Annotated in this window: 11 protein-coding genes; 10 read left to right on the top strand and 1 reads right to left on the bottom strand. The window is 30.0% G+C overall.

The features are described from left to right. Positions 1-11 precede the first annotated feature (11 nt). From PTZ02_RS11915 to yidA, 7 genes are all read left to right on the top strand, one after another. Entirely contained in the window at positions 12-1,496 is a 1,485-nt protein-coding gene (locus PTZ02_RS11915; RefSeq protein ID WP_274228000.1) for a cobyric acid synthase, read from the top strand. 2 nt (positions 1,497-1,498) lie between these two features. Beyond that, entirely contained in the window at positions 1,499-2,452 is a 954-nt protein-coding gene (gene cbiB, locus PTZ02_RS11910; RefSeq protein WP_274227999.1) for an adenosylcobinamide-phosphate synthase CbiB, read from the top strand. Between the two features lie 11 nt (positions 2,453-2,463). Beyond that, positions 2,464-3,372 (top strand): ABC transporter substrate-binding protein, encoded by a 909-nt coding sequence (locus PTZ02_RS11905; RefSeq protein WP_274227998.1) that lies wholly within the window; start codon positions 2,464-2,466, stop codon positions 3,370-3,372. A gap of 12 nt (positions 3,373-3,384) precedes the next feature. Beyond that, positions 3,385-4,383 carry a FecCD family ABC transporter permease gene (locus PTZ02_RS11900; protein WP_274227997.1) on the top strand — a complete coding sequence of 333 codons (999 nt, stop codon included), beginning with the start codon at positions 3,385-3,387 and terminating at the stop codon, positions 4,381-4,383. 2 nt (positions 4,384-4,385) lie between these two features. After that, positions 4,386-5,156, top strand: coding sequence for an ABC transporter ATP-binding protein (locus PTZ02_RS11895; protein WP_274227996.1), 771 nt, complete (start codon positions 4,386-4,388; stop codon positions 5,154-5,156). A 176-nt stretch (positions 5,157-5,332) separates the two neighbouring features. Next, positions 5,333-6,964 (top strand): cell wall-binding repeat-containing protein, encoded by a 1,632-nt coding sequence (locus PTZ02_RS11890; RefSeq protein WP_274227995.1) that lies wholly within the window; start codon positions 5,333-5,335, stop codon positions 6,962-6,964. A 105-nt stretch (positions 6,965-7,069) separates the two neighbouring features. Continuing rightward, on the top strand, positions 7,070-7,876 hold the full coding sequence (gene yidA / locus PTZ02_RS11885; RefSeq protein ID WP_274227994.1) for a sugar-phosphatase: 807 nt from the start codon (positions 7,070-7,072) through the stop codon (positions 7,874-7,876). A gap of 26 nt (positions 7,877-7,902) precedes the next feature. Here the strand turns inward: yidA and PTZ02_RS11880 are convergent, their stop codons facing one another. Further along, positions 7,903-8,883 carry an LCP family protein gene (locus PTZ02_RS11880; RefSeq protein WP_274227993.1) on the bottom strand — a complete coding sequence of 327 codons (981 nt, stop codon included), beginning with the start codon at positions 8,881-8,883 and terminating at the stop codon, positions 7,903-7,905. Positions 8,884-9,090: 207 nt separating this feature from the next. Between PTZ02_RS11880 and PTZ02_RS11875 the strand changes: the two genes are divergently transcribed. From PTZ02_RS11875 to wecB, 3 genes are all read left to right on the top strand, one after another. Continuing rightward, positions 9,091-10,947: a polysaccharide biosynthesis protein gene (locus PTZ02_RS11875; RefSeq protein ID WP_274227992.1), complete on the top strand. Its 1,857-nt coding sequence runs from the start codon at positions 9,091-9,093 to the stop codon at positions 10,945-10,947. Between the two features lie 568 nt (positions 10,948-11,515). Further along, positions 11,516-12,484: an O-antigen ligase family protein gene (locus PTZ02_RS11870; RefSeq protein ID WP_274227991.1), complete on the top strand. Its 969-nt coding sequence runs from the start codon at positions 11,516-11,518 to the stop codon at positions 12,482-12,484. A gap of 21 nt (positions 12,485-12,505) precedes the next feature. Next, positions 12,506-13,558 carry a non-hydrolyzing UDP-N-acetylglucosamine 2-epimerase gene (gene wecB, locus PTZ02_RS11865; RefSeq protein WP_274227990.1) on the top strand — a complete coding sequence of 351 codons (1,053 nt, stop codon included), beginning with the start codon at positions 12,506-12,508 and terminating at the stop codon, positions 13,556-13,558. Positions 13,559-13,566: the final 8 nt, after the last annotated feature.

The raw sequence follows: 13,566 nt of genomic DNA, 5'->3' as shown, positions 1-13,566 counted from the left end.
AGGGAAAAACTATGAAAAAAGCAAAAAGTATAATGTTACAAGGAACTGCATCTACTGTTGGGAAAAGTATTTTGTGTACAGCACTATGCAGAATATTTACAGAAGATAATTATGATGTTTTCCCTTTCAAGGCGCAAAATATGTCTTTAAATTCTGGAGTTACACCTGATGGACATGAGATGGGAAGAGCACAAATAATGCAAGCTGAAGCATGTTATAAAGTTCCAAGTTCCAAAATGAATCCTATTTTGCTAAAGCCTACTTCTGACAGAAAATCTCAAGTGGTTTTATTGGGTGAAGTATGGAATAACTTAGATGCTGTTGATTATTTTAAAAAGAAAAAGGAATTAAAAGAAAAAATTCAGGATGTTTATGGAGATATTAGTTCTAGACATGAAGTTATAGTTATTGAAGGGGCAGGTAGTCCAGCAGAAATAAATCTTTCAGATGAATTTGTAAATATGGGTATGGCAAAAATTGCAGAAAGCCCAGTTTTATTAGTAGGAGATATAGATAAGGGTGGGGTTTTTGCATCCTTATATGGGACTATTATGCTATTGCCTGAAGAGGAGAGAAAATTAATTAAAGGGATTATAATAAATAAGTTTAGGGGTAGTATAGAACTTTTAGAACCTGGGCTTAAGCAGATAGAGGATCTTACGGGAGTACCGGTTGTAGGAGTAATTCCACATTTTAAGCTAGACTTGGAAGATGAAGATAGCGTCACAGATTTTAGTAAGTTTAATAGAGATGGTGAATTAAAGATTGCGGTAATAAAAGTACCGTATATGTCTAATTTCACAGATTTTAATTCATTAGCTTTAAATACTGGGGTTAGGGTTGAGTTTGTTGAATTAAATCAGGAAATAGAAAAATATCATTTAATAATACTTCCTGGAAGCAAAAGTACCATTGGAGATTTAAAGGCTCTTAAGGAAAGTGGTATGGATGACAAGATAATTAAAGAGAGAGAAAGAGGGAAGTTCATCTTTGGTATTTGTGGCGGATATCAAATGCTAGGAAAAGAAGTAAGTGATGTTTCTGGTGTAGAAAGCAATTTGTCGAGGGAAACCGGTTTAGGCTTACTTCCAATATACACAGAATTTCAGAAAGACAAGAACACTGTACTTTCGGAAGGATATGAAAACTTATCAGGAAATAAGGTTAAAGGATATGAGATTCATATGGGGAAAACATATTTAACTGAAACATCTGATATTAAAGATTTCATAAAATTAACTTCAACTGATGGTGAAGATGGAGTTATATCACAAGACGAGAAGGTGATAGGAACTTATTTTCACGGTATTTTTGATAATGGAGAATTTACATTACAATTGTTAAATAAAATTAGAAAAACATTTAATATAGAACTTCAAAACAAAGTATTTAACTATTATGATTATAAGAATACTCAATATGATGAACTAGCATTAATAGTTAGAAAATCTTTAGATATGGAGAAGATATATAAGATTTTAAATGAGGGGGTGTAATAATGGATTTATTTTTAAGTTTTTTACTAGATACTGCAATAGGAGATCCATACAGCTTTCCTCATCCAGTAAAATTTATTGGAAAATATATAAAAACATTTGAGAAGTTTGCAAGAAGTAAAAATCCTAGTAATAAGAAGTTAAGATATTTCTGGGGACCATTATTATGCATTTCAACAATTTTAATTGTGTTTTTGGTCACATATGGAATTTTAAAATTAGCTTATAATGTGAACATATATCTATTTCACTTAATTAACATTTTAATTTTATGGACTACAATTGCGCCTAAGTGTTTGAGTGATGAGGGATATAAGGTATATAAGCCATTGAAAGAGGAAGATATAAGTAAAGCAAGAGAAAGAATATCATATTTAGTTTCTAGAGATACAAAAGAATTAGATAAGGAAGGAATATGCAAAGCTACAATCGAGACAATACTTGAAAATACTTCGGATGGAGTAATTGCTCCATTATTCTTTGCAATTATAGGGGGGGCTCCCTTAGCTATGGCATATAAGGCTGTAAACACACTGGATTCTATGGTTGGTTATAAAAATGAAAAATATATGGACCTAGGATTTTTTTCAGCTAAAGTTGATGATTTATTTAACTTGATACCAGCTAGAATAAGTGGGATTTTAATTGTTATTTCATCATTTTTTCTTAGATATGACACTAAAGGAGCATTTCATATTTTTATTAGAGATAGAAAAAATCACAAAAGTCCAAACTCTGCTCATCCAGAGGCAGCTGGAGCAGGTGCATTAGGAATAAGGCTAGGTGGACCTACTAGTTATTTTGGGAAAAAACTAGAGAAACCATATATAGGAGATAAGAAAAAAGAACTAGAAGCATATGACATAATTAAATCAATTAAACTTCTTTACACCTCAACCATATTAATTATGGTCATATATATCTTACTTATGATAAAATTGAACAATTTAATTTAGGAGGAAATTCAATGAGAATTAATAAGAAAGTAATATCAGTAATTATAACTTTAATATCAATGTTTGTATTAGTATCATGTTCAGATAAAAATGAAGAAAAAAAGGATACAGCTATAAAGATAACTGATTCATATAATAGGGAAATAACGTTAGATAAAGTTCCCGGGAGGGTTATATCAGTATCACCAGGAGCAACAGAAACTATATTTGCCCTTGGCTCTGAAAAAGTATTAGTGGGTAGATCAAATTATTGTGATTATCCAGAAAAGGCAAAAGAGATTGAATCAGTTGGGGAAATTACTGAGCCTAATATAGAAAAAATAACAGAATTAAAGCCAGATTTAGTAATAGCAGGGGCTCATTTTAGTAAGGAATTAGTAAATAAGCTTGAATCATTAGGAATTAATGTAGCAGTACTATATGGAGAAGATTCCTTTGATGGAGCTTATAAAAATATTCAAGATATTTCAAAGATATTAGGTAAAGAGAAAAAAGGACAAGAAATAATAGACGGGATGAAGAAAAAGGTAGCAGATGTAGAGAAGAAGATTAATGGATTGCAACAACCTAGTGTTTATTATGTTGTAGGGTTTGGAAAATCGGATTTTACAGCAGGAGGGGATACTTTTATAGGTCAAATCATAGCAAAAGCTGGTGGGGATAATATAGCAAAAGACGTAAATGGATGGAATTATTCAAAAGAAAAGATTATAGAGAAAAATCCACAAGTTATAGTTTTGTCAGATAAATATAATTCTAAAGAAGGTTTTACAACTGGAGAAGGATATAAGGAATTAAATGCTGTTAAAGAAGGAAAAGTATATGAGATAGATGATAATATGTTATCTAGACAGGGACCAAGACAGGCAGATGGATTAGAAGTATTAGCTAAAATACTTCACCCAGAAGCTTTTAAATAATAGGTGAAAAAAGTGAAGCATAGAAAGTTGTTTTTTATAGTTTTAATTTTATTAGTTATATTGTCAGTGTATTCTCTTACATTGGGAGCAGCAGATATTTCGTTTACTAAGGTACTAGCAATTATTAAAGATACCATACTAGGCAAATATAACGGAGATATAATGTCAAAAATTATAGTGAATATTAGGGGGCCACGAATACTTATGGCAATGCTAACAGGAATAGGATTGGCTGTTAGCGGAGCCGCTTTTCAAGGTATATTTAAAAACTCTATGGGGGATCCCTATGTTTTAGGCGTATCATCAGGTGCAGCATTAGGTGCAGCAGTTGGATTAGTTTTTAATCTAGAAAGCAGTAATTATATATACATAACACTCTTAGCTTTTATAGGAGCTATAACTACTATGTTACTTGTGTACAATATAGCTAAAGTAGGAGGAAGAATACCTACAGAAACACTACTATTATCAGGAATAGCAGTAAATTTTTTATTTAGTTCATTAATATCACTTCTTATGATTCTTAAAAAGGAAGCAATGGATAAAATAATATTTTGGACTTTGGGTAGTTTTAATAGCTCAAGTTATTCGCAAGTATTAATAGTTCTGCCAATAGTATTTATTGGGGGAATTTTAATATATTCGAAATATAAAGATATTAATATACTATCACTAGGCGAAGAGAGTGCCTATAGCTTGGGTGTTCAAGGGGAAAATATTAAGAAATTTCTAGTTATCTTATCATCATTAATAGTGGCAACTTTAGTTTCTTTTAGTGGAATAATTGGATTTGTAGGTTTGGTAATTCCACATATAGTTAGAATTATAGTAGGGAGTAATAATAGAGAAGTAATACCATTTTCTGCGTTGTTTGGCGGAATATTTTTAGTTATTTGCGATACAATAGCAAGAACTGTAATCCCTCCGACAGAACTTCCTGTAGGTGCCATTACAGCTCTAATAGGAGCGCCATACTTCATGTATTTATTAGTGCAAAAGAAAAGAGGTTAGTAATGAATTTTTTAAATGTTAAGGATTTAAGTTACAAGTCTAGGAATAATTTAATATTAAAAAATTTATCTGTAGAATTTTCATATGGAGGATTCTATTCAATAATAGGACCCAATGGAAGTGGAAAGACTACATTTATAAAGCATTTAATTAGAGCACTTAGAGCACAAGCGGGAGAAATATTACTTGAAGGTGAAAATATCGATAAATACAAAGCAAAAGAGTTCGCAGGAAGAATAAGCTATGTACCACAAATAGTTTCTTTTGATATGGATTTTAGTTGTTATGATACTGTAATGATGGGAAGAAATTACTTGCAAAAAGGTTTTTCCAGTGAAAGTTTAGAAGATATAAATAAAGTTAACGAAGCTATGAAGATTGCTGGTATATTTGATTTGAAAGATAGAAATATAAGAGAAATAAGTGGTGGTGAGAGAAGCAGGGTCTTTTTAGCAAGGGCTTTATGCCAGGATGCTAAGTGCATTATATTAGATGAACCGCTAGCACACCTTGATATAAAACATCAGTTATCAGTAATGAGATTACTAAGAGAAATAAATGAAAAAGAAAACAAAATAATTATTGTTGTTAATCATGATATAAATCTTGCTCTAAAGTTTTCCAAGAAGCTGATAGTTTTTCATGGAGGAAAGATAGAGGGAGAATATTCCCCAAAGGAATTTTTAGATACAAACTTATTAAATAAGGTATATGGATTAAATTTAAAAGAAGAAAATTTAAATAGAAATGAGCTATTAATAAACTTCTATTAGAATTGCTTATATTGTCTAACTTAAGTTGTAAAAAGTTGGGAAGGAATGTATAATATAATTAAAAAAATATATGAATTTGTTAGAAAGCAGCTGATTGCATAACTAGTATTCTGTTACAGAGGTAGCTATTTTCTAATTAATCTCATATAAATAACTATGGCTAAGGGAGGAAAGTTTTGAAAAAATACAAAGCAATAAAAATATTAGTTTTCTTGGTAGCTTTTGCTCTTATTTCTACTGGAATAAGTCTGGATGCAAAAGCTTTATCAATTAGCAGTCAAGTTAGGTATAGCGGCTCAACAAGAATAGAGACGGGAGTAGCTGTAAGTAAAGAAGGTTGGAGTACTTCTCAAAATGTAGTTTTAGCCTATGCGTACGATTTTCCTGATGCCCTGGCAGGGGTTTCACTTGCGTATAAGTTAAATTGTCCGATATTATTAACAGAGACTCAGTCAATACCAAAGGCTACATCAGATGAAATGAATAGATTAGGTGTTAAAAATGTATATATATTAGGGGGTATAGGTGTTATTTCTAAAAATGTAGAAAATACATTGGTCTCATCAGGAAAAAAGGTGATAAGACTTGGTGGACAAGATAGATTTAAAACATCAATTGAAATAACAAAGAACATTGATAATTTAACTCACACTGCAGTTATAGCAACAGCAAATGATTTTCCGGATGCCCTTGCAATAGCTCCATATGCAGCTATGAAGAACATTCCTATTTTATTTACAGAGGCAAATTCATTTACAAGTGATACTAAGAATTGGGTAATAAACAATGGAATTCAGAATGTTATTATCCCTGGTGGTATAGGAGTGGTATCTGCTAGTACAGAAAATGAATTAAAAAGCCTTGGGATAAATGTGCAAAGAATTTCAGGAGACAACAGATATTTAACAAACTTGAACATTGTTAAGACATTTGCATCAAGTTTTAGCAATGATGTGATGCTTGCAACAGGGGAGGACTTCCCAGATGCATTAACTGGTGGAGTATTAGCAGCTAAAACTAAAAGACCAATCTTATTAGTAACAAAAACTGAGATTGAAAGATCTGTACAAGATTATTTAGATGAAAAACCAAGTTTTAATATGTCAATATTGGGTGGTACTGGAGTTATACCTGATGATATAAAGTCATTATTTAGAAAAGTGGTGGTTGTTGATCCAGGACATGATTATGGAAAAGATGCAGGAGCGGTAGGAAATGGATATGCAGAAACAGATTTAGATATGCAAGTAGGGTTAAAGGTAGCCCAAAGTCTAGAGTCACAAGGTTATAAGGTTATATTAACTAGACAAGCATGGGAAAAACCTGCATCTATGACTTTGAATGACTCACTACAAAATAGAGTAAATATTGCTAATAATGCAAATGCTGATTTGTTTATAAGTATACATCATGATAGTGATAAGGATGATACACGAACTAGCGGAGTAAGCACACACTATAGCAGTTATAAGCCTAATATTGATAACTCTGATATAGTTGACGGGAAAGATCCTGGTGGATGGCCTTATGACGATTTGAAAATCGATTCAACTCCAAGTAAACAAGCTATTTTAGGAAGAGATCTTGCAAATGAAATTGTTAATAAGTTAGGTAAAAACATGGGGTATAACAATTTAAAAGCCCATGACCATGGGTTGTATGTAACTAAAAATACAAACATGGGAGCAGTATTAATAGAATGTGGATTCTTATCTAATCCAAGTGAAGCTAAGAGATCAGCTGACCCTCAAAATCAAGCTCTTTTAGGACAAAATATTGCACAAGCAGTAAAAGAAGTGTTACATTAATAAAGTAAGGAGAAGATCAACATATTATAATTGATGTAAATTATAATTATGAAGTATCTCCTCCTTTTAATTTAAAGATAGAATATTAATGTTTGGAGGAAAGACATGTATAAGATTATAGCTATCGATATGGATGGAACTCTGTTAAGAGAAGATAAAACCGTATCAGATAGAACAAAAGAAGCAATAAAAAAAGCAAAAGAATTAGGTGTAAAAGTTGTATTGGCCTCTGGAAGACCAATTGAAGGAATTGACAAATATTTAAAGGAATTAAACCTTATCTCAGAAAAAGATTATGTTTTAAGCTATAATGGAGCATTAGTGTTAAACACTGAAACTAGAGATGTAATAAGCAGTAGTTTATTATATGGTAGAGATGTACATAAACTATATGATATAAGTAAGAAGTTAGGGGTTAATATACATGCTTTTTCAAGAGCAAATGGCCTTATTACTCCTAAAAACAGCACATATACAGAGGTAGAAGCAAAGATTAATGGAATAGAAATAAATGTAATGCCATTTGAAAATGTAGCGAATGATGAAGAGATAGTAAAAATTATGATGATAGATGAACCAGATATATTAAGTGATGCTATTGAGAAATTACCAAAAGAGTTATATGAAAATTATACAGTTGTACAAAGTACACCATATTTTTTAGAATTTTTGAATAAAACTAGTAACAAAGGAACTGGTATAGAGGCATTGGCAGCACATTTAGGTATCAGCAAGGAAGAAGTTATATGCGTAGGAGATGCAGGAAATGATCACCATATGATAGAGTATGCAGGATTAGGGGTTGCAATGGGTAACGCCACAAATGAAATAAAAGATATTGCTAATTATGTCACCAAGAGCAATGAAGAGGATGGAGTAGCAGAAGTTATTGAAAAATTCATAGTAAAATAAAAGAAGATGGCTTAAACCATCTTCTTTTATTTTTTATCTTCAAAAATAAAATCATGCATTTGTTTAGTTGTTAAGTCCTTATCAAAAGTTTCATAGAAAACACCTTTGATTGTTGCGCCCTTTCCATTATCATCTCTAGGAAATCTATCTTGCTCTAGTGTAGATAATGATGTGGCATTAGTTGCAAGCTTTAATAAGTCAGTACTTGAAAGGCTTGTCTGTACCAATGGCAGTAATTCATTTAATATAGAAGGATATTTTGTTTTATTAGTAGCTTTTATCTTTTGGAATAAAGCATCCAAAACTGTCCTTTGTCTTTGAGTTCTTTCTTGATCTCCACCGTCATATCTTATTCTACAATATGCAAGTGCTTGAGTTCCATCTAAGTGATGAACTCCTGTACCTGTAAGATTATGAGGTGAAGAAGTGTTATTTACTTTATTAAGACTATCAATATATCCATTAATGTATTTTAAATCACCAGAAGTTAAGTTAATGTCTATACCATTCAAATCATTTATAACCTTAGGTAAACTTGAAAAATTTACTGTGGCAAAATCTTTAATATTTAAATCGAAGTTAGTGTTTAATGTACTTATTGCTAATTCTGGTCCGCCAAAAGCATAAGCATGAGTTATTTTATCTTCTCCATGACCTTTAATATTAACATAAGAATCTCTCATAATTGATGATAATCTTACGTTATTCCTTTTATTATCAATAGTAAGAATCATTATAGCATCGGAACGACCAGCCTCATTATCAGTAGCATCGATACCAAATAGAGCAATGTTAGTAACATCTTTATATTGTTCGTCTACCGTTTGAGATACACCTAAGTCTTGCTTGTCTATTTTAACTGTATCCACTTTGTGGAGCAGTGCATAAGCATACCCAATGCCTATAGCAGCGATTATTAATATAAACGCTAAAACTGAGAGTATAATTATCTTTTTCTTCTTAGGTTTTTTCGAAGATCTATTACTTCTTTTTTTGTTATTGTCCATAATAAGAGCAACCCCCTTCTTTATCCTTAGTATTTTAACATATTAATAAATTTAAGTAAATTACAAATATATTTCAAAATTAGGTAAAAAGTTAAAAAAATATAAAAAATCTCTATCAATAGACTTTTACAGCTAATAGTAGTATAATTAATTTCGGTATTTTGTAAAAAAAATTAGACTATGAAAAATATGTTTTGGAGGTATAAAATGAAAAACTTCAAAAGGCTGTTAGTTATATGTATTGATTTGTTTTTTGTAAATCTTGCATATTTATTAGCGATAGATTTGACATTCTACAATTCATTTACTGAGATAGCAACAATATACAAACAAGATGCACTAGCAATAAATTGTATATTTATAGTTTTCTTTACATTGTTTAAATTATACGATTCATTATGGTATTTAACTGGAACAGATGAATTTTTAATGGCAGTAGGTGGAAGTGTTTTTGCTGGATTAATTTCTATATTATATACAAGATTTTTAGGTAATACTATACCATTAAATGTATCAGTTATTGGAGTTGTATTTGCTATCTGTTTTGTTTTAGGGTATAGAATATTATATAGAGTATATAGAAGATATATGATATATGCACCATATAAATACGCATCTGGTCAGAAGAGGGTTATGATAGTTGGGGCTGGTTCTGCTGGGGCAATGATAATTAATGAAATACTATCTAGAAGAGAATTGAAATATAATCCTACAGTAATAGTAGATGATGATAAAAGTAAAATAGGAAAAAGGATTTCTGGAGTTACAGTTGAAGGAGATAGAGAGGATATTCCAAGACTTGTAAAAGAAAAAGAAATTGATTTAATAATCATTGCTATCCCATCAATTGATGAGAAAAATAAAATGGAGATTATAAATTTGTGTAAAAACACTGGATGTAAGATTCAGATAATACCAGGAATTTATGAAATATTAAAAGGTGATGCAGCAATTAGCAAAATAAAGGATGTAGACGTTGAAGATTTACTGGGAAGAGATCCTATTAATTTAGATAATAAAGGTATAAGTGATTATATAACTAATAAAACTGTTATAGTTACTGGCGGAGGCGGTTCAATAGGTTCAGAGCTATGCAGACAAATAGCTACATTCAAACCTAAATTGCTTATAATATTTGATATCTATGAGAATAATGCATATGATATTCAGAACGAACTTAAATATAATTATCCAAAATTAGATTTAAAAGTGTTAATTGGATCAGTAAGAGATAAGGATAGAATTGATGAAATATTTGGAGAATATAAACCAGACGTAGTTTTCCACGCTGCAGCTCATAAACATGTACCATTAATGGAAGACAGTCCAAAGGAAGCGATTAAAAATAATGTGTTTGGAACATATAATGTTGCATTAGCAGCAGATAAATATAAATCAAGTAGATTCGTACTTATATCAACAGATAAGGCAGTTAATCCAACTAATATAATGGGGGCAACAAAAAGATTATGTGAAATGGTTATTCAAGCTATGGATAAGAAAAGTAACACTGAATTTGTTGCAGTAAGATTCGGAAATGTATTAGGAAGTAATGGTTCTGTAATACCACTTTTTAAAAAACAAATCTCACAAGGTGGTCCAATTACAGTAACACATAAAAATATAACAAGATTTTTCATGCTAATTCCAGAGGCTGCACAACTTGTACTTCAAGCAGGAGCATTTGCAAAAGGTGGAGAAATATTTGTACTTGATATGGGCAAACCAGTTAAAATATACGATTTAGCATGTGATTTAATTAGATTATCAGGATTAGAGCCTAATAGAGATATAAAAATCAAGGTTACAGGATTAAGACCAGGAGAAAAATTATATGAAGAGCTTCTAATGAGTGAAGAAGGATTAACTAATACTACTCATAATAAGATTTATATTGGAAAACCTACTTTTGAAGATTTGAATAGTTTAATAAAAAAGTTAGATGAGCTCAATAAAATGTTATTAGAAAATGATTTAGATATGATAAGGGAAAAAATGAAAAATGTTGTACCAACTTATAATGATACTAATTATAGTGAAACAGCATTGGATTTAGATAATTAATTAAATATTACAGAAGAGATATGAGAAAGGAAAAGATATGCATTTGCAAAATACGAAAAATAATGAAAAGAATTTAACTAGACTATTATATATAATCTCAATGATTTTTATTGTTTTCTTACTTGTAATTAATAGAGAATTTTATGTTGCAGAAATTTTTTCATTAATTTTTTTGACGATAATATATAAATTTTTTAACTACGGAATAAAAAAGTTATTTTATTATATAACATTACTTTTTTCTATTATGGGTTTTACAATCAGTATTCCTTTAAAAAATTTGATAGGAATAGATAATGATATACATTTATATTATATATATCTATTTATATATATCGTTATTTGGAGTATTAATTTATTTAGAAAAAGAAATATATTAGATTTTTTTAAAAGACCTCTAAATTTAGTAGGAAGTATATTTTTTAGTTACGTTGTTATAAGTTTTTTTATCACGCATAACAAATCATTAGCAATTAAGACTTTAATAATATATTTTATGATGCTGGCATTTATAATAATGGTAGTTAGTGAGAACATGGAAAGAATTCAATTAAAGAGGACATTGCGTTTGTTACAGTTTGTAGCTACTGGAATAACAGTAGTTGGTTTATTAAAAATGATAACAGGATTAATGATAGAACCAACTAATAGCTTTATAAAAAGTGATGTGGATTTTAGTTTATTACCACATCTTACAAGAGTTCCAACTGTTTTCTTCTATAATCCTAATGATTATGCTTTAGTTGTGTCATTAATAATATTGGGTTTCTTTGTGAAATTAATATATGATAATGATAAAAATGAAAGAATATATTCAATAATTATGGTGATTTTTTCAGCATTAAATCTAATTTTCACAATGTCTAGAACAGCTTGGATTTCAGTATTTATGACTTTAATTTTCTTTATAGTGTATTTATTGATTAGAAGGAACTGGATTTTATTTAAAAGAGCAACTATTGTTTTTGTAGTTCTAGGAGGAATGTTTTTTACTCTATCATTTGTACCACAAACAGCACCATACTATGGAAAATTTAATGGAACTCCAGGTTTAAATAAAGTTGGATTAGATAATAATAAGGATGGAAAAAATAAAAAGTATGATGAAAGTGTAGGAATTGGAGAAGCTGGATCTACTAGTGAAAGAATAACATTAATTTATAATGTTATTAATGGGGTATTCAAAGAAAAGCATCTTCTAGGTTTTGGAGTTGGAAACGTAAATCAATATATAAAAGACCAACACAATACAAATGGAATATCAGATCCTCATAATTTATGGTTTCAATTATTGGGGGATTTTGGGATAATAGGTTTTGCGTGTTACCTTATAATAAATATTGTAGCATTTTTAAAATTGATCAGAAATGATAGTAAAAGATTCGACCCTGATAATGGAATAACTCATATGCTAATCCTATATATGGTAGCATCGTCACTTTTAGTTTTTGGACCGAGTAGTGTAATAGCATTTACACCATTTTGGCTATATATAGCAATATTATATTCATACTTTAATAGCAAGGAACTTAATTAAGTATATAATTGGAGGAATAATATGAAAATATTAACCGTTGTAGGAGCTAGACCTCAATTTATAAAGGCTGCTGCAGTATCAAAAGTTTTAAGAGAAACTTGTGAGGAAAAAATAATTCATACTGGTCAGCACTATGATAAGAATATGTCAGAAGTCTTTTTTGATGAGCTGAATATACCTAGACCAGATTTTAATTTACATATAGGTTCAGGGGGACATGGGTTCCAGACAGGAAATATGTTAATTAATCTTGAAGAAATATATTTAAATGAAAAACCAGATATGATTCTTGTATATGGAGATACTAATTCAACCTTGGCAGGAGCGTTGTGTGCAAGTAAAATGCTTATACCAGTAGCACATGTAGAGGCGGGATTAAGAAGCTTTAATATGGCAATGCCCGAAGAACAAAATAGAATATTGACAGACCATATTTCTAAATATCTATTTGCTCCTACAGAAACTGCCATGAAAAATTTGAAAAACGAAGGATTAACCAATAATACCTATAATGTAGGCGATGTAATGTTTGATGCAGTAAAACATTTTAAAGAAATAGCTAAAGAAAAATCTGTTCTTTATAAAAAGTTAATAGATACAAAAGATAACTTTATTTTAACTACAATTCATAGAGCAGAAAATACTAATAGTATACAAAGACTTAGTAACATAATTGAGGCCTTAAATGAATCAGGTGAAAAAATCATTTTACCATTACATCCTAGAACTCAAAAATATATTAGTGAATATGGCTTAAAATTAAGTAATAATATTGAGATTATTGAACCAATAGGATATTTGGATATGTTAGGTTTAGAAATGCTGGCAAAAAAGATAGTAACTGATAGTGGCGGAGTCCAAAAAGAAGCTTATTTTATGGATAAGCCATGTATTACAATGAGAGATGAAACAGAATGGGTTGAAACAGTTGAACAGGGATGGAATACTGTGGTAGGCACTGAGAAAAATAAAATACTAGATGCAATTATTAATTTTAATCCAGTAAATGAAAAATTGAATGTTTTTGGGGATGGAAAAGCTTCAGAAATTATTTCAGATATTTTAAGAAGATAACGAAGGAG

The organism is Clostridium sp. 'White wine YQ', assembly GCF_028728205.1.
Lineage (GTDB): Bacteria > Bacillota > Clostridia > Clostridiales > Clostridiaceae > Clostridium_T.
The sequence above is the reverse complement of the archived record's forward strand: the minus strand, read 5'-3'. Positions and strand labels throughout refer to the sequence as shown.